13 protein-coding genes are annotated in these 19,937 nt (G+C 37.1%); all 13 read left to right on the top strand.

The features are described from left to right. The first annotated feature begins 199 nt into the window (after positions 1 to 199). Positions 200 to 1,195, top strand: coding sequence for a transporter substrate-binding domain-containing protein (locus HT99x_RS03690; RefSeq protein WP_102134631.1), 996 nt, complete (start codon positions 200 to 202; stop codon positions 1,193 to 1,195). Further along, positions 1,176 to 2,303 carry an ABC transporter permease subunit gene (locus tag HT99x_RS03695; RefSeq protein ID WP_075065617.1) on the top strand — a complete coding sequence of 376 codons (1,128 nt, stop codon included), beginning with the start codon at positions 1,176 to 1,178 and terminating at the stop codon, positions 2,301 to 2,303. The genes HT99x_RS03690 and HT99x_RS03695 overlap by 20 nt, the downstream gene beginning before the upstream one ends. Then, positions 2,288 to 3,292 (top strand): ABC transporter permease subunit, encoded by a 1,005-nt coding sequence (locus HT99x_RS03700; RefSeq protein ID WP_200957101.1) that lies wholly within the window; start codon positions 2,288 to 2,290, stop codon positions 3,290 to 3,292. Before HT99x_RS03695 ends, HT99x_RS03700 begins: the two co-directional genes overlap by 16 nt. Continuing rightward, positions 3,279 to 4,043, top strand: a complete 765-nt coding sequence (locus tag HT99x_RS03705) for an amino acid ABC transporter ATP-binding protein (protein ID WP_075065616.1) — start codon at positions 3,279 to 3,281, stop codon at positions 4,041 to 4,043. Before HT99x_RS03700 ends, HT99x_RS03705 begins: the two co-directional genes overlap by 14 nt. 204 nt (positions 4,044 to 4,247) lie before the next feature. After that, a complete protein-coding gene (locus tag HT99x_RS03710; protein ID WP_139016570.1) occupies positions 4,248 to 8,102 on the top strand; it encodes an ankyrin repeat domain-containing protein in 3,855 nt (1,284 codons plus the stop codon). A 307-nt stretch (positions 8,103 to 8,409) separates the two neighbouring features. Further along, complete coding sequence (locus HT99x_RS03715; RefSeq protein ID WP_075065614.1) at positions 8,410 to 14,100, top strand: ankyrin repeat domain-containing protein; 5,691 nt, start codon at positions 8,410 to 8,412, stop codon at positions 14,098 to 14,100. 25 nt (positions 14,101 to 14,125) lie between these two features. Then, positions 14,126 to 14,821, top strand: a complete 696-nt coding sequence (locus tag HT99x_RS03720) for a hypothetical protein (protein ID WP_075065613.1) — start codon at positions 14,126 to 14,128, stop codon at positions 14,819 to 14,821. A 48-nt stretch (positions 14,822 to 14,869) separates the two neighbouring features. Continuing rightward, positions 14,870 to 15,118 carry a hypothetical protein gene (locus HT99x_RS03725; RefSeq protein ID WP_075065612.1) on the top strand — a complete coding sequence of 83 codons (249 nt, stop codon included), beginning with the start codon at positions 14,870 to 14,872 and terminating at the stop codon, positions 15,116 to 15,118. A 17-nt stretch (positions 15,119 to 15,135) separates the two neighbouring features. Next, positions 15,136 to 15,420 (top strand): hypothetical protein, encoded by a 285-nt coding sequence (locus tag HT99x_RS03730; RefSeq protein ID WP_075065611.1) that lies wholly within the window; start codon positions 15,136 to 15,138, stop codon positions 15,418 to 15,420. Between the two features lie 427 nt (positions 15,421 to 15,847). Continuing rightward, positions 15,848 to 16,432, top strand: coding sequence for an outer membrane protein (locus HT99x_RS03735; RefSeq protein ID WP_075065609.1), 585 nt, complete (start codon positions 15,848 to 15,850; stop codon positions 16,430 to 16,432). Between the two features lie 198 nt (positions 16,433 to 16,630). Beyond that, positions 16,631 to 18,478: a hypothetical protein gene (locus HT99x_RS03740; protein ID WP_075065608.1), complete on the top strand. Its 1,848-nt coding sequence runs from the start codon at positions 16,631 to 16,633 to the stop codon at positions 18,476 to 18,478. An 80-nt stretch (positions 18,479 to 18,558) separates the two neighbouring features. Next, complete coding sequence (locus HT99x_RS03745) at positions 18,559 to 19,080, top strand: hypothetical protein (protein WP_075065607.1); 522 nt, start codon at positions 18,559 to 18,561, stop codon at positions 19,078 to 19,080. 40 nt (positions 19,081 to 19,120) lie between these two features. After that, entirely contained in the window at positions 19,121 to 19,936 is an 816-nt protein-coding gene (locus HT99x_RS03750; protein ID WP_075065606.1) for a methyltransferase domain-containing protein, read from the top strand. Position 19,937 lies beyond the last annotated feature (1 nt).

The raw sequence follows: 19,937 nt of genomic DNA on the forward strand, positions 1-19,937 counted from the left end.
ATAACATTATTATAACATCGGATTTATTAAATGCACCCTATTTAAGACAAAAGGCTAGATAAAAGCGCTTATATACAATAGTCTTTGATAGAGGTCTTTTCTCATTTTGCATGTAAATTAGCAAACTATCTATTACCAGCCACGTTGTAGAGAGGATCGATTGAAGGGAATCATAAAACAAGCCTGCTTGCTGTGCTTAATGCTGATTTTTGAGGTACAGGCCCAACCCAAGACGGTACAGGGTGGTACACTCCAGCATGTCCAGCAGCGGGGCTATTTAACTTGTGGCGTCAGCCAAGGCTTGGCGGGATTTTCAACGGTTGATGATCAAGGGCATTGGCAAGGGTTAGATGTAGATTTTTGCAGAGCAGTCGCTGCTGCAACCTTAGGTGATGCCAATAAAGTTAAGTTTGTTCCCCTTTCTGCAAAACAGCGATTCACCGCATTACAATCAGGCGATATCGATTTACTCTCACGCAATACAACCTGGACTTATCTGCGTGATACCTCTTTAGGGCTAAATTTTATTGGTATTATTTATTACGATAGCCAAGGATTCATCGTCAGAAAATCTTCAAAAATCAATAGTGCCGCGGAACTGGATGGTGCCATTATTTGTACCAATGCGGGGACCACCACTGAGCTGAATATAACCGATTACTTTAAATCAAAAGGTTTAAAGTTTCAGGTCTTAACCTTTGAAAAATCGGATGAAACATTAGCAGCTTATGAGATGGGACGATGTGATGCTTATTCTACCGATATGTCTGGGTTAGCAGCGGAACAATTAAAACTCTCTGATGCATCGGCGCACATTATTTTACCTGAAAAAATTTCAAAAGAGCCTTTTAGCCCCATGGTACGCCAAGGTGATGATCATTGGAATGAAATCGTGCGTTGGACATTATATGCGCTAATCGATGCTGAAGAAATGAATATTAATCAAAACAATGTTAAAGAAAAATATCTCAATGATAAAAATATTCAAGTTGAACGAATATTAGGAAAGCAGCCCAATTTTGCCAATAAAATTGGTTTAAAAGAAGATTGGGTTTATCAAGTCATTCTTCAAGTGGGTAACTACGGGGAAATTTTTGAAAGGAATATTGGTCAGAATAGTCCTTTAAAAATTGAACGAGGTTTAAATGCCCTATGGGATCGAGGTGGGATACTTTATGCGCCACCTTTTAGATAAGCTATCTCATCTCAAAACATTGATCCCACAGCTCATATTGGTGGCATTAATTGTGTGGGTTTTCAATCATATTGCACAGAATGTTCATGCCAATTTAGCAGCTCGTGGGGTTAAAATTGGTTTTGCTTTTTTAAACGATACCGCAGGCTTTGATATTATTTTTCATTTGATTGACTATGCAACGATTAATAATTATTGGCAGGTATTTTGGGTCGGGATTTTAAATACGTTACTGGTCGCTGCTTTAGGGATTTTCTTTGCATCTTTGTTTGGTTTTATAGTGGGGTTTGGTCGTGTTTCAAGGAATAAGATCATTGCACTTTGTAGCAAAGGTTTTGTTGAAACCATTAGAAATATCCCCTTATTGTTGCAGCTATTCTTTTGGTATTTTGTGGTATTAAGAGGTGCTCCATTCCCGCAAGATAGCATTACCATCGTTGAATCTATTTATATTAATAATCGTGGACTTTATTTACCTTGGCCCATTATTACCTTATATGCCGCCGTTCTCTTTACGCTTTCTGTTGTTTGCATACTCATTTCGCTGTACTTAAGACACAGCAAAAGAACTTGGCGGTCTTATTCGATAGCGATATGGCTTGCTTTGGCCGTCATATTTTTTGCTATCGCCCACACTGAACTGACTTGGGAATACCCGACACTTGGCAAGTTTAATTTTGTCGGTGGGATGAATCTCATCCCTGAGTTTTTGGCATTAGTATTGGCATTAAGCACTTATACCGCAGCTTACATTGCGGAAATTGTGCGTATGGGAATACAATCTGTTTCCAAAGGGCAATACGAGGCAGCTCGCTCCTTAGGATTTGCGCACTATCAATCACTTCGTTTAATTATGTTACCGCAAGCGATGAAGGTGATTGTGCCACCGTTAACCAATCAATATTTAAATCTCACTAAAAACTCATCCCTTGCCGCCGCGATTGCCTTTCCCGATCTGGTTTCCGTTTTTGCTGGCACGGTTTTGAATCAAACGGGGCATGCGATTGAAATAATTGCCATGACCATGGGTGTTTATCTGTTCATTAGTCTCTGTTTATCCTTGATCATGATACTCTATGAAAGGAGAAGCGCATGGCATTCTCCTTAACGAAATGGGCAACCAGACTGGTTGTGATGACATTGGCTATTGTGGTGGGTTATGTCATTTTTGATTGGGCCGTATGGAATGCAACCTGGGTGGGGAGCTCAAAAGCTGATTGCCGTCCAGGTGGAGCGTGTTGGGCGGTAATTTCTGCTAGATGGGATCAAATCATTTATGGATTTTATCCTAAAGCAGAACGCTGGCGAGTGAACTTCGCTTTAGTCTTGATCCCCATCGCACTTTATCTGTTAACACAAATCAAAGCACCGCTACGTTATCGTCTTACCCTATTTTTATTCATCAATTTATTTATCGTATACCTTCTCTATGGTGGTGGATTATTAAAGGTTGTGCCCACTGAACTGTGGGGTGGATTATTTTTGACGATAGTTCTTTCCGTGGGAAGTATGATTTGTTCATTTCCACTGGCCATATTGCTTGCTTTGGGACGCAATTCAAAATGGGTGATTATCAAACCATTGTGTGTCACTTTTATTGAAGTGATACGGGGGGTGCCGTTGGTATCCATTTTGTTTTTAGCCGCTGTAATGTTCCCTTTGTTTTTCACGACAGATGTGGTGATTGATAATTTATTTTGTATCTTTATAGGCATTACCTTATTTGAAGCTGCTTATTTGTCTGAGGTGATTCGTGCAGGATTAAATAGCGTACCCAATGGGCAAGTTGAGGCTGCAGTAGCACTTGGCATGAATTATCGTTTAAGCATGACATTGGTCGTATTGCCGCAAGCCTTGAGAACCGCTATCCCTGGGATTATGAATAGTTTTATTTCCCTTTTTAAAGATACTACGTTAGTACTGATTATCGGGATTTATGATTTTTTAGGGATTGTACAAACCGCAACCACGGATCCACGTTGGCTTGGTACTTCGTTGGAAGCTTATTTATTTTGTGCACTGGTTTATTGGATCTTTTGCTTTGGCATGTCAACGTATAGCAATCGTTTAGAAGGGAGCAACCGTGGCAGAAGATAAACAAACGAATATAGTCAATATTCAGCAATTATCAAAATGGTTTGGCGAATTTCAAGTGCTCAAGAAACTAGATTTAGCCGTGCTGCGCCAAGAAAAAGTGGTCATTTGTGGCCCATCCGGTTCCGGTAAATCAACCTTGATTCGTTGTATCAATGGTTTAGAAACGTATCAAGCAGGTAGCATCGAAGTCGATGGCATTCGAATTGATGAAAATGCAAAAACCTTAGCTAAAATCAGAAAAAAAGTCGGAATGGTTTTTCAAAACTATAACCTTTTTAATCATTTAACCATTTTAGAAAATTTAACATTAGCACCGATTTGGGTCAAAAAAGTCTCACCCAAGCAAGCATCGACATTAGCCATGCACTTTCTTGAATTGGTTAAAATACCGGAGCAAGCGAATAAATATCCTGCTGATCTCTCGGGGGGGCAACAACAACGGGCTGCCATTGCCAGAAGTTTATGCATGGAGCCTGAAATTATGTTATTTGATGAGCCAACCAGTGCTTTAGATCCAGAAATGATCAAAGAAGTGCTAGATGTAATGATTAATTTAGCCGAACAAGGCATGACTATGCTTTGCGTTACTCATGAAATGGGGTTTGCACAAAAAGTGGCTGATAAAATCATATTTATGGAGGGAGGTGAGATTGTTGAAATGAATACACCCGAAAACTTTTTTTCTCATCCTAAAACAGAGCGTAGTCGACAATTTTTAAAGCAAATTTTACATCACTCTAATATAGAATAAATTAATACGAGCATTTCTCCCATGAAGGTGGCATACACACCGTATTATCTGTCTTTCCTTGTGATATCATAATGGACATATGGTCTTATTCAAAGGTGACCTATGACCGAACTATTAAAACTTTTAGGTCAATATCGCAAAATAGGCAGTCCTGAAATTGCTAGAAAACTGTCACTTCGAAGAAATAAATTAAATTATAAAGAAGTGATAGATTTATTAAGACACATCCGCTTTAATCAAGAGAATGAATCAAAAATTCTGATTGATCTTATCATTAATAATTACATCGATAAGTATATTAATAATGGTGATGATGAAGAGTTAAAAAAACTTTATGGCATAATAGCCAATTTAGCTATTAACCAGAATGATCTGTATGTAGAGCAATTTTTTGTCAATTTTAGCCTGGTTTTACCTGCAAAATTACGAGAAGATTATCAGTCACAATTTTTCCAATATTCATTTGGTAAAAAAGAACCTAGTTATTTAGAACGGTATATGTCTTTAACCGATCGAGTAGATGCGCTTGAAAAACAAGATGTAAATAGTTATATCGAAGAGAATTTGTTAGCTAAAGCTATCATGGATCGTGATTATGCAGCATTCGATGATTTAGTTCAGGGGGAGACAAGGTTAGATCTACCGTTTGCAAATAATGCAGCCGTGGATTTACGAGCAAAAACACCATTGCAAGTTGCCATTCAGCTAGATGAAGATGACATGACTATGCTGCTGCTAAATTGCGGAAAAGATTTAAACGTTAATTATGTCGACCCTAAATCTACTGAAGCCTCAGAAAGTGCATTATCATTGGCGATTCTAAAAGGTAAAGACAGCATTACACAAAAATTATTAAGCACCGAAGGAATCGATATTTCACAACCTGATCATAAACCGCTTATCTATGCGTTGACGTCGAATCGATTTGATATCGCTACCCAATTAATCGAAAGAGGTGAAAAATTAACAAGCACAATGATGAGAACATTGCTGCAAAAAAGTATTGTGCAAAGAAAACATATACTGGCTTCCTTTCTACTAAAAGGAGATGTGGTTCCTGATGCATTACTTATGAAGCAAGCACTTGATATGGCCATCAATACGCATGACAGCTCTATACTAACTTTATTATATCAACATGGAGGTCATTTAGATTCAATACAATATGAAAATTTACTAAAACACAGATTATCAAAAAAAGATATATCTGGCGTGATATTACTTTTGTCAATGATGCCTAATGAAAGTGCTTTGTTGGAAAAGGTTCTAGATATTTTAAAAGGATACTCATCAGACAGTTCATCTTTAATCATCGGTATGTTTGAAAAATTAAACGATCCCAATCCTGCAATATTGCGTCTTATCACAGCATTAGCATCAAACATGAACAATGATAAACGTACTAGCTTGCTATTAGATCTAATAAATAAAAATAATATGAATGGTGTTAAAATATTGCTTGAGCAAGCAGACATCCAGATTAGTGAAAATAATTCCTATCGATTCATCAGTCTTGCACTGAGTAAAAATTTTGAAATAGCTTCATTGCTTCATCAACATGGTATTCGACTTTCAAATGATGAGACATGGGAGATATTTAAAGAAGCCATTGGCGCAAGTCGAGTCAGGTCATTTAAAGAACAATCCTATAATAATAATATATTGAGATACATTATTACTTATATGCATGATTATGGAATTTCTGAAGATTCCATTATTCGTAATGTTTTAATTCAAGGGCAAAAAAACAATCAAACTTCACAAATGATAAAAAATTTATTAAACGCAGGTGTGTCGCCACAAAAAATATTTGAGCATGCAGTTAATTTGAAAAAAATGAACGCTATCGAAACACTGATTTCTGAAGGCGTTCATTTTGAGCTCTCTCGGGGTGTTGGTTATGCTGCATTATTGTTTGCGGTAGATGAAGGGCAAAGAGATCTTGTAGAATGGTTATTAACTAATGGGGTAGATCCAAAACAGAATCAGTCTGAAATCTTTATGAAAGCTGCTACGGCAAAAGTGCCAGATCCTGCCATTGTTGATGCTCTTTTAGATATGGCAGAAGCAGATCTTAAACCGCAAATTTTAGCACCATTTTCTGCATTAGACATGTATACAACGACTGGCATTACAGAATATGCTGAAATTAGCTTTAAATTAGTTACAAAAATTTTAGATAATGACGTTGAAGAGCTAGAAAGATTCACTTCAGAAAATGAAGATGCTGACGTTGATGAATTAAAATTAAAAATGTACCAAGAACTGATGAGAACTTTACGACCTGAACACCAGGCCGCATTTGATATTTTACTTCACCATTCTTTGTCAAGGAGAAAAGAAGCTGAATCGTCAATGGAGGATTCATTAACCAGGCAAGCCAATAGGCATTTTGAACACAAGGTAGAACCATCCTTTAAAGACGCATTTTTAAAATACCCAGGTCACAATGACATGCAACGAGTAGAAGCGATTGAGCGAGAGATCAAAGCATATATTCTTGATGCAATTTGTGAAAGTTGTAACGCTGATAAAAATGAAGATAATCAAAAATTATTTGAATTTATAAATAAAAACAGAAGTCAGTTATTAAATGGTGATGAAGCAATAAGTACGAAGATGCGCAAACTTGTTGTGTCTAATGAAAATAGCGCACAAATTGCCTGGCGTGGTTATGATCAAGATGCTCCACATGATTTACGCTTTCCAAATTTGTTAACTCCCAACACGAATACGCAACAAATTTTCACAACACAATCAGCTTCGCCAGATGCTTTAAGCATTGCAAATGCATCTGATATTGTTAGAAAACGAGTTGCCTATTACTTTATAGCAGAGCCGGATAAAAATATTTTTCTTTCACAACTGGCGGATATGCGTAGAGCACATGAAGATTTCCCAATAGATAGTCCAACCTGCTTTCCAGGAGCAATTGGCAGAATAGCAAGAATGGGTGATGGACATCCTATACTGCAGTTACCTCCTACACGACGTGACGTGATCTTGAAGCATGTTAATGCATTTATAATAAGAGGGTATACTCATTTTTTAGAAACAATTCCTCCAAATAATTACGAAAAATCATTTTATGCATTAGCTATGTTAACTGAAGCTAATGCTAAAGATGTATTAGCTGATAAAAATGAATTTGATCAATCATTACTGGATATTCGAAATCAATTTAATACATATTTAAAATCCTTGTTGCTTGAAAATTCTCAAATGCTAAAATCTATCGATGAGGAATTAGCAGCGATTGATGAAAAGGAAATTTCTGACGAAGAAATCAAACTGGAAATCGAGTATGCATTTACTGATTTAAGTGGTCAGGGACGTAGCAAAGAATTTTATGACAGATTACAAAGCAAGCGTAAAGAAAATGAAGTACCTGAAGAGGTCAGCGACAGCAAGCCTGTAAAAGAGCGTGAGAAAGGGAAAGAAAAAGAGAAAGTACGGGAGATTGAGAATCCTTACGAAATACAAATAAAATCCCTATTAGGAAGCGCTTTACCTCCCCCAATGTTACAGCAACAATTGGGAAGTAAATTAAAAAAATATATAGAGTTTGAAATTATTAATCAAATATTTTCTCAAGAGGCTAAGGTGAATAATTCTGAACGAGTTGCTTTAATGGCGCTAACACTGGTAGATGAGATTGTTTCTTCGAGTGCCTTATCTGTTTCTGATATTGTGCAAGAAAGCTTTGAAAAAATGCGACTGCAAAATTTTGATGAGTTTAGCGCTTTAAAAATAACGGAAGAGGAAGAAGAGTTCATCAAAAAGCAGCTATGTGCTAAAAGCTCAATGAATGGATTAAACAAAAAACAAGCTGATATTTTGCAAGAAAAAATTGCAGGTGTTTTTGAAAATTCAGAAAAATTATCTGTTTCGATAGATAAAGTTTTTAATGAATTGCGAGGCTTGCGAAGAACCGCAAAACGACAAAAACCATTACAGCTTTCACGAGTATTAGAGCAACCTATAAAAACACAGCAAAAGGAGGAAGGAACTCTCTTCTTCGAACCTGTAGCTCCTTCTACACGAAGAGAGCATAAATAAACATGAAAAGCCCACCCATGAAGACATAATTCAAAGCAGATAAAACTTTGAACTACACCTATTTTTTTCTCAAAATACCTTGAAAATTACTTGCATTTTTCAGACATGTTTTTATAATGCGTTCCTTCAATTTGCATCAGGGAATGAAGGAGTAGTCGATGCATCCCAACCAACATGTCTTTACAAAATCAACTGCTATGAGTTCATTTAGCAGAACATCCAAGCTTTAAAACTTTTCAAAGATTTTTAGCACTTTTCATTTTCAAGGAACGTTTATGGTTTTCCATAAGCGATTGCAGGGTATTTTATGGCATCTGGTAAGAAAGTTAACCACATTATCGTCTCCACCTCCACTCAATATAACAATTGCGGCGTCCACCTCCTTGTTCCTCATTTGCTTGATTTTCTGAGTGACAATGAAGAAAAAATGAAAGCCATTCGATTTAATCATGAACCAACGCCGGGGCAAATAAAACGTTTTAAGGGCTCAAAAGGATATCAATACCTGGAAGAAGCCTTTGCGGAGTACTACAAATTAACGCCAGGTAAATCCCCTTATGCTTGCCTGTCGGATTTAATTGAAAAATATGCGCATCCGGTAGATTTGGAAGTCTTGTTGGGGCCAGTGTTGCGTTTAACGCTGAAAAGGGTGCTATTAAACAGTAAAGAACACAAAGACAATCTAAAACCATCCTTTCAAGTTATTGTGAATCGATGTGCACAAGAATATCGATCTGAATATCCCCGGATGAAAAGTAAACAGCATTTGGAATCATGGATAGCGCAATTAGAGTGGGATCCAGCAAATGAACACGAAGAGCTGTTTGTTCCTAACAAGCAATTGATTGCCAACATCATTCATTTCAATAAAACAAACAAAATGAATACTTACTGGGATGAGGCCTATCAGCATTACTGTGAATATCAAGGCGATCCGACTCAGTGCGTTTATATCAGTGAGTCTCAATTATCTTTGCTCTGCGCGAGTATGCTTTTCGATTTTCGGTATTTATTAACCAACGAACAATTAAGTGAAAAGTCAGTTCCCTTGACTTTGCCAATTGGGAGAGTGATTGCTAAAAATGCAACAGGGAACCATTGGGAGTTGGTGGCTTCGCTAGAAAGTTCTTGGCAATTAGCCAGAGAAAAAGAAGGGGCAGTATTTGCTCATTATCATCAAATGAGTATTGGGTTGCGTGCTCAGCCTGAGATTGCTAATCAAGTAACGATTCTATTACAAAATGCCTTTCGCGATAAAATAGCCGACTTTGTTAATCATGGCAAACCCTATCAAGAAGATTACTATCGTGTGTTACATGCCAATAATTGGGCAAATAATAGTGCCTTTTCCGGTGTTGTCGATATTATTGGTGAAGAGGTAATAAATAATACTAAACCTGCTTTTTTAAAAACGGTAGGGTTTCGAGCATTTTTAAATCACTTTAGAGACTATTATCAACTTGATGTGTCGCTTTCTAAAGAACAACTATTGGCTAAGTTAAAAATGTTATTAAGACATTATCGCACGGTGCAAGATCAATTTATGATCCTAAGTCCCGTGTTGCGAAAAGTGCTCACAGAGAATGGGGCAGGTCTTGAAGATATTCAAGCGCAAAGTTTAAAAACACTCTGTCATCGACTCAATATTGGCTTAGAATTTTATGTCATGGACAGCGATAAACTAGTCGCAGGGTTTGGCAAGGCGGTTGAGAATCAACATAGAAATCCTATATTCACTTTATCGATGACCTTTGAAAATGAACAATGGCATCAAGTTGAAAAAGACGAGCTTATTTATTTACATAAATCGGCATTAAGACAATATTCCCCTTTTAGTGCGTTTAAAACAGAATCGTCTAGCCAAGTTTTACAGCAAGGATTAAGCGAGTTCTTAATCAATGGGATTCCATTTGTTAACATGGTTAGTTCAAAGGTCACATCGAAATATTTACCCCCCATTGTAGATGGTTTGCCAAAGCAATGGACAGCACTGCATAAAGCGGTTTATGAAAATAATATTGAGCGTGCTGCAGAACTGTTAAAACAAGGCAAAGATTGGCGAATTAAAGCTAATCGTGAAATAACCATTAAAACAGGTCTCACAGCCTTCATGACAGAGATGACTGTGTTACAAGTGGCAGCTTATCAAGATAATAGGGCGATGTTGTCACTTATTTTGCAATATGCAGATAGGCGTGATATCGACTTGGTGCAACAAGCATATGATACCGCCATCTGTTTTAATTTTGCGCAATCGCTGTATTCGTTTCTTTGCTACCAACCGTTAACCTTTTCAGAAGATGCATTGCAGGTAGCGATAGCACACAAAGATATGGTTTTGTTGCAAGCCATCCTGTCGCAAGATGGTTTGAACAATCAAGAAACCAGTGCTTTATCCAAAGCGCTGACATTATCGATGAGTGCTGGTAGCAATTCAGATTATGTTTTAGCGGTACAGCGAATGTTGCTCCATTGCGTTTTTCAATCGAAAGTAAAGCGCTATGAAAAAGCTGAAAGTTTTCAGCTCAGTGAAGCGGAAATGAACGTGATAGCGCGATGCTTAGAGCAGAATAAACCTGCGCTGATTAACAATCTGATCTCTTATTATGAACAACTACCGACCTTATTTAAGACTTCAATCGATTTAAAGAAAGTAAGTCAAGAAAATATCCGGCAATTGATTATGCTGCTTGCACAAAAAGCTTGTATTGCAATAGAAAATGAAGATGATCAGCAATTAGAAAACTGTTTTATCGCAAGCCAGTATTGTTTACAGGTGAGCGGTGAAACAAGTCCCTTGCATTATGCTTTAGCAAACGATAAATATCATTTTTTAGAGTCAACATTTGAAGATTTTGCTGTTGATGCCCTTCAACAAAAATGCGACAAGCCACTATCGCACACACAGCGTACACGTATTCAAGCGCATGCCATGGCTTTTTTAACTGAATGCGGCTTTGTACACGATAAATTTGGCAGAACCTTTGAATATCATCTAGACAGAATGCATTATCGTGATTCATTAGATATACGTTTAAGTCGTTCTGACTCATGGTTAGATACGATGCAGATCTATACCGCTATAGGCGCTCATAAAGCCAATAGTGCGCGAATTTATTGCGTCGATCGTTTTCATCAGAAGCAAATGTATACTCATCAGGTGCAGCAGAATCGAATTTATAGTTGGGGGCATGTTAGTTTTGCACTTGGAAGAATGGCAGGGTTGGTTTATGTTTCAGTGCCATTATGTGCTTTAAATGTGGGTTGGTATTTTGGACAAGATTATATCAAAAGACCCTTATTTTCTTTGCTTGGCAAAATAGGCGCCTCTACTGCGCCGATGATAGGCGTTGATGCAAAAACCGGCAAAGAATTTTTGCCTTCTGCAGTAAATGAAATCATTTCCATTGGTTTAATGCCGGAATATTATTTACTGTCAGGTGCAATGAGTGCTGGTATATATGGGATATCCGATTATATTCCACATGAAAATGATCGAGCGCTTTTGCATTTAGTATCGGATGCACTAGCTCAGTCATGGGTAACAGGAACAGAGAGCAATTATGAGATAGATGAACGCTATTGCCATCACGTTCATAATAATTTGCAAGCTGTTGTCGGAGAATCAGCGGCTTCATGGTTAACTCCGGTTGTTGCAACTGTTGATTCTATTTCAATGAAGGGAAATAAGCTTGCCAATTATCCTATTGAGCGGCTTACGTCCTATATTAGCCCTTCGGTTTTATCTGCCATTAAAGAGAATCCCATTTTTTCTACTTTACGAACCGCACACAATGTCATTAGCTATCTGCCATTAAAGCTAAATGAGTTACAACACCAGGGTATCAGTGTACTTGAAAAAGGGATATTGAACCAAATGGAAGATTCGGTCTTTAAAAATGAGCGATTACATGCGTTGCAAGTCATTGAATGGAGTGAGGCTGGAGAGCGACTAGAAGAATTGACTGAAAGTTTAGAGCAAGCAAAAAATGAGGGGAAGTCTGCATCGATTATTGATAAAAGGCAACATGCGGTTGATAAGCAAAAAACTTTAGTTGATACGGCTTATGAAAAAGAGCAGGAACTTTTTAAATTAACTGAAGGGTATACCTATCATGAGCAGTGGCAGGAAAAATATATGGAGCTGAAATTTGCTGAATATGATGTTTCTAAATCTGCACAGGCAAGAGCAGCTTTAAAGCAAGAAGTCGATGCAGCATGGGAAAAATCTCGATTTTATAATAGCGACATTGCTAATCAGCGAGCACAATATTGGTCTGATGAGACGGATAATTTATTTGAAGAATGCAAGGGCAATTTTTTAGATGTTACCAACCTTGCCAATGTTATTCGGAATATCATTGATAATGCTTATATTAATGGTGCAGGTAATGAAGAGCAGATTGCGAAATATTGTGCAGATGAAATTATTCGATATCGATATTCGTTTTATCCCAAATTTGGTAATAAAGCACAAATTGAGTCTGAACGACAAACCTATTATGATCAAATCTACTATAACGAATTAGCAAATTCAAAGCGTGCCAAAGGTCGCTTGTATGAGTACATCCTTGCAAAACTAACTGACTCGCAAAAGAAAAAACATGTTCCCCGTTATAAACGGATTTTAAAACCGTTTATCAATGAAATTTTCGGTAAAACCATTGGCTGGGTCCCTTTTAAAGATTTTAAAGGTGGAAGAGGAACACCGGGTTCTGTTGGCTTGCAATTAAACAAACAAACAGGTCAAGCAACCCAAGTGAGTGTCAATGTTGCAGGCTATAACGTCTATAACTTACGTGGCGCTGAAAAGGTTTTACGACCCGAATTCAAATTACCTGAACTTAAACAACAGTCGCAAACGATATCCAAGTCACAAGGTTGTAACACGGCGGTGCCGGTTATTAGTTCGTGTACCAGTCAAGGTGAAACGGTTCTTGATTTAGATAATCCGTTTGTTCAAGGGGTGTTATTAGAGCAATTGGAAAAGTTGCTTGATTCAACCAAAGAAACAGATGAAGCAAAAGTCAAAACAAAGAAAAAAGGACAGCCTGCTGAGACGCGCAAACAAAGTCAGGATAGAAGGGAAGTTATCCAAGATTTGTTATCAAAATCACCTTTGAAACCCAATCTGGCGGCATTAGGCGGGCTTGGTGACCAATTACTAGCTAAACAATCAACGAGTCAATCTACTGTAAAAGTCAGTACACCTAAAAATAGCAAAATCAAAAACCTTCTCAAATTGCTAGGAATAGGTGATGCCCAAGCTGCAGCGCCTCTTGCTACAGGAATAATGAGTGCACCAATTGCAGAGGCAGGTGTTATTAGAGAAGCTCATAGAAATATTGAAGTGCAGTTAAATGAATTAATGGCAGAATATACTGCGAGTGATGAAGGGGTAAAACCAACACCGAGTGGTTTTGCAGGAGATTGGGCCTTAAGGTTATTTATATTAAATAAATTATTGCAGCCCTATTCAGGGCAAAATCCCAATGAAACAGTATCTGAACTTGATTCCACAACATTCCCAGTAGTATCCTCACGTGGGAGTAAAACGGAGACATTAGTTACTCAACCAGGTGAAAAAATCACCTCATATACCTCACCCTTATTGATCACTCGAATTTTTGATTATATATATCGACGTGATGATATTAAGGGTAAGGTTGGTATCTATGATCATGATTATCCTAAACATAAACCTTGTGCAAAAGGGCCGGGTGCCTTTTGGAATAATGCGAGTGTCAATCCGATTCCTAATGCAGAGGTAGGTCAATTTTTATTAGATACTTCTTATGTTTCACCCAAAAATGAAAATGTAAGATTTAATTATTATGATGATAAAATAATTAAATTCAGAACCAGTAATGATGGAAAGTGGCATTCCTATGAAATTTCGAAGAGTATTATTTCAGAAGTTGGTGACAATATTCTTAAGCAATTCGAAAGAGATAAGTTAATCGATGCTAAGAGGCGCAGGCAATTGCTAAAAATGTAGAATTAATAGTTTAAAAGAGAAAGCAATGAATATATTTGGTGATAAAAATATTTTTGGAATTGGATATGAAACATATCTTGAAGCTTATCCAGATGATCCAGAAATTGTAGGTAATCCTAAAGTTTATCTAACCTATGGAAGTATGTATTTTTGGGTCAATGGAAAGAATTTATTTCAGTTTAAGGGATGGGGCCAAGAAGCAACTTATACGGCTGATCTTACAACAATAGTAGAAATATTTTGTCAATACTTAATTTGTTATATAAAAGAAGATTCATTTCCGATAAAGTCTAAGTCAAATACTTCGATTGATATAATTGAAGAAACGAAGCTTGTTGAGGGACCTAATGATGATATATCAGGATATGCCAATATAGATTGGAACCAAGTTGATATGGAAGAACGAGATGCTAGAGATCAATGGATAGAGAATCATGGAATTTTAAGACATCGAGATGGTTCATTTTTACCTGATTTATTTATGCGATGTATAAATAATCAAATAGAGATCTCATGGCATAATGAATTTCCATATGATGTTCCTAATGGCGAATTATATTTTGAGTATAAAAAAGGTGTAGAATATATTGATATAACACTTTTTAAAAAAGTTATTGTAGACTTTTGTTTACATCTTATTAATAGATACGAAGATCTATACCCTGATGTGGCAAAACGCGATCGAGCTAATTTACAAAAGGCGATTGATTTTGAAGTTTAGATAATTAAATATGAAATTAATATAAATAAGAAAATTAACGAGGAAGTTATGAAGTTAATAGAAAATTTTGAATTGAAAACGATTTCTGCTGGTAGCACTGCCACCGCTGAAATCTCTGGCATTACATTTCCTGTCGAATGCTCTGTTTCTCAGGCATGCTTAGACAGTTATATTCAAGTTATGTCTACGGGCTCAGTGGACAGGGCTCTTTTTCAGAATTGTAGAACAAATGACATATCTAATGTAAGAAAATGTTTTGTAGATGCTTTTGCGGTAGCGTTAGAACCATATTTATAAAATTGTAAGGGTGTATTATGAAAATAATGAATCATAAAGAAATTGCGATGGTTGCTGGTGCGAGCCAGAGCATTTATTATTATGAAGGTTACTCAAGTGCTTTTGAATGTCCCAATGTTTCACAGGAATGTTTAAACAGCTATATGGGTTTTTTAGGAAGAGCTCATCCTGATTTGAATATACCTTCTGCGACAATCCAACAGGTTGCAGCCAATTGTGGTGGTCTTGCAAATGCCGTAATTAGCACCAACCCTTGTCTTGATCCGGCACTCGATGATATTAGAGCACAGGCGGGGTATTAGTTCATTTGAATTATTAATAAGAGTGTCACCGCTGCCGCGGTTTCGGTAGGTGTGTGAATTTACCCCCCATTCCAGCTCTTGCTGCTTTGCAGCTCGCGCTTGCATGGGGGGCTAGCGAATGTCGCAGCTTCCGCTGCTCAAGATCTTTCCTCATTATTACACTACTTATATACAAAAATGGTTATATCGTATTTATTGTATATTTTGGAGAATATAATTTCTTCCTGCGGCAGCGAGGAAATTCGCTAGCCCCCCATGAAGGCGAAGCCGTAATGGGGGGAAATGATATCCGCTCTCCACCCAGAGCCGCGGCAGCGGCGAAACTGCTAAAAACAAAATGACGTATTGGAGCGAATTATTTGCAATGTTACTAATATCGCGTAAAATCCCCGCTGCTTAATTTATGTAGCAAGGGAAGTATATCGCTATGAATCACGTTGCAAAGTTAGCACTCACTATGAGTGCATTGTTTTCCACGTTCACTCTCAATGCTAGTCCTTATGTGAGTGCACAAATAGGTCGATATGGTATCGATATCTATGATCACCATAATGGTGTTGCTGGTAGGTTAGCAGCTGGGTATTTATGGCACACAACCGAGCGATTACATTTAGGTTTAGAAACAGGGCTTAACTTATTTCAAAACCTTAATTATACCTGTCAATATTTTTATGATTCACCACGAGAGCGAAAATATAAGAGCACTTATCTTGATGCTTTGTTTGTCATTGATTACTTTGTCACACAGCGCTTCGATTTGGTTGCCAAATTCGGTGCTGCCTATGTTTGGCAGGATTCGCCGTTCATTAATCCCATTTACAATAATGTTAAAAATGATTATGAGGGATTTACAGCCAAAGTCGCTTTAGGCTTTGGATATAACCTTACTAATAAAGTTAACCTCAATCTCATGATTGATATTCCCCATAGTGCTCAAAAGGTTAATTATGTCATTAACCAATTAATACCTTCGAGTTCATTTATGCTAGGGTTACGATATCAATTCTGTTAATCAAAATGGGGACAATGTCCCCGTTTACTCAAAAAATCTTCTAAACAGTCAAAATATCAAATAAACTATCCAAAATATTTCTTTGACCTCACACCTAACACCCACCTTAGACATAGTTACCCAAAATTAAATTAGGCATATGATTGAAAGGATAAGAATTACCCTTTACTTTCGTGTAGTTACTTAAGTGAGGTCACTATGCCAGATAAATTTGATCCGCAGGTTGTCAAAGATGCTTGGGCCAATGTTTCAGCGGGTGCCAGTGTTGCGGTGAAAGATCCCTCCCTAATTATGGGCGTAGCGAAAGAGGTTGTTTCATTTGGTACAACCGCATTCAAGTTTTTTGCCATTGCTGAAAATGCGAATGATCTGCGAAAACTCTGGCGAGATAAAGAAGAAAAGAAAAAGCATGGTTTATTAGGCAGAATTGGCTTATCGATAGTTTACGCTGGCAATATTGCCGCATCGAGTATTGCGGCTGCGGTGGTATTGGGTGCGTCAGTAGTCGCAGCACCGGTTGCAGCGGCGATTGTGAGTGGTACTAGCTTAGTGAAAAGCACTGTCGATTTCTTGAAAGAATCGCTTTATGTTCGAAAATTGAAAAAAGAATCTGCGCAACTTGAAGATGAACTAAAAAAGGCTAATGTGTCGTTTGAAGCGAATACGGCTCTTTATCATGATCTTGAAAACACCAAAGCTAATATTAAATCATTAGAGGCACAAAAAGAAAATGTCGCTAAAATGCTTGCGCAAATAGCACCCAAAGAAACAACGGCAGAAGATCCTCAAGTACTGGCATTCTTGGCAGAAGAGGCACGAGAATTACAAAGTGAATTAACCCAAAAATCTGCTAAGCATAATATACTTGCAAAGGAACAAAGCAAAGACAGATATCTTACCACGACGATAGAAGGCAATATCAAACGTACCCAAGAAAAAGCTGATCTTTATCAAGTAAGCAAAAATGAGCTTGTTGAACAATTGAAAACAGCGAAAAGTAGCGACAAGCCCGTCATCGAAGAAAAGATGAAACTGATTGATGATAAAATCAATAAATACACCACGTTAAAATCGCATTATGAAAAAATACAAAATTTAGAAACTATGCTCGATGAAGTGCGAGAACAGAAAAAAAATATTCCTACCAAATATAACAGTGAACCTTATAAAGGTGGCACCGTATCTCAAGAGACTGAACAAACCTATTTAAATTTAAGAGAAGCGGAAATTAAAGCAGAGCTTGAAAAAAAGAAAGAACCAGCAACGCATTTGGCAAAATCTCGGTCTTATCAAAGTGATGCACAGGCATTAAATCCTAACCAAGGCATAACAGAATTACGGGCGGCCCTAACTGAAAATCTAGAAAAGCAAAAAAAAGATATTGAGGGAAAAATAGAAGGTGGCAAAAAGAATTTAGAGGATAAAGAAAAATTTGCTTCTTTATTTACCAAAGATCCTAAACAAAGCATGATTGGTGATGCTAAAGCTTTATATAACAAAAGTTTAGAAGCCATTGACAAAAGAAATGAAGTTAAACTTGCCAAAATGGACAGAAATAAAAAGGCCAAAAGTATTGGATTTGCGGCAGCAGGATTCGCTTTGGCCGTTAGTATTTGTGTTCCTGCATTATGGCCTGTCGCAGGCATCCTAACCTTAACAGCAGCCGCTGTTGGCGTTGTTTATGGGGTTTCATCCTTATGGGATAAGTATCAAAAGAGTAAAACTGAAAAGGCAATGAAAAAAGAAAAAGGGGCAGAGGCGATTAAATTACTAACAAAAATTGATGATCATATGAAAGATAAAAAAGAAAAGGAAAATGAAATGAAAACGGAATTATCGTCACATTTACATTCCAGAATGGAAGCAATTACCAGTAGCGGTCAACCGCAACAACCTACAAGCCATGAGCATCTAACGCTCTCTAACCCTAATGTTTTAACTCAACATACTGAGGCAAGAAGAGCATCTGAAGCGAAGCCAAAAACCTCAACCACTGAACCTGTGATAGAAGTAACAGCGCCAAGGCAACGTTCTAAAACATTATAACCTGTCTATTAATACCCTTCGCATCTTGCTGTGCAATTGTTATAATGAAGTTGATTAAATAATCAGATGAAGGGATGCCCATGATTGACATGATAATGTTAAAAGCAAAAATACGAGAAGGTATTCAGAGAATTCCTGCTGACAAAGCATTGATGTTCAATAAAGAAATGCTCCAAGCCATCGAAAAAATATTTACAGAGGCGCTCTTATCCCCTAACACCAATTTAGAAAACATATTAAATCATATCAATCAATTAAATAATAAAGAACTGTTTTTAGCTAAAGTACCTGATGCTGTTCTTGATATTATTAAACCTTATTATCACAATGAATTAAGATTTATGCTCCCATTATTCTTTGAGCCAGAAGAAGGGCAAGAACAAGTGACCGAACAAGATTTAAAATCACTTTTTAACAACCTATTATTAACCCATTTAAACAAACTTCTTTCTCGATCAGAATTTGACATAGAAACCACCTTGTTGCCATATAAAGAAGTAAAACAGAGCTTCGTTAAGGCTGCCCATTTTTCAGCCGAAGATCAATTAAAAGCTGAACTAGATGATATAAAACCAATGCGAAAATTCAGAGATGTTAAATAAAATAAAGGACTGAATCCTACTTTGAATAGGAGCTTTAATCATGAGAGAAGACAAATATGAGTTTGAAGTTGGTAAAAAAGGCCAAGAAGGACTCGATATATTAGATGTTATGTTTAATGATAATACTCAACAGCATATTCTATCAGCGGGATTAAAACCAGGTTTTCGCGTATTAGATATAGGATGTGGCCGAGGTGCGATGAGTGTTTGGTTTGCAAGCCAGGTTGGTAAAAACGGGAAAGTCGTTGCCATTGATAATAGCGAAAATCAAATTAATGCTACCACTGAATTAACCAAAAACATTGCGCCAACATGGTTAACGTTTAAAGTCCATTCTGCTTATGATATTGATAAACTGAATTTGAATTTTGATATGGTTTATTGTCGATTTATTTTGCATCATGTGAACAATCCTACTCTTATCATTGAAAAAGTCTTTAATCTTTTGTCACCCGGTGGCATCTTTATTGCAGAAGAGGGTGTGGTCAGTGCTGCATTTACTTATCCTAAAATTAGTGCTTGGGGAAGAGAAAGATTAGAAAATCCACTGCCATTAGATAAAGAAGGTGAAGATCGAGATGGCAACTTTGGTATGAAACTATTTCATCAAATGAAAACGGTAGGATTTGAAGTAACGCATGCCAGCTTATATCAACCTCTACTTTATACTTCACAGCATAAACAGCTTTTAGGAGGCGCTTCGCGTGAAGGATTTAAAGAGTATTCTTTAGCACATGGTATGACCTTGAGCGAATGGGAAAAACAAGAAAAAGAACTCGATAAATTAATTGCTGATCCAGCAGGTTGTATTGGATTTTATCAAAGTTGCTTAGTGGTTGGAAAGAAAGGGAATTAAA

The sequence above is a fragment of the Candidatus Berkiella aquae genome (genome assembly GCF_001431295.2).
Taxonomy (GTDB): domain Bacteria; phylum Pseudomonadota; class Gammaproteobacteria; order Berkiellales; family Berkiellaceae; genus Berkiella; species Berkiella aquae.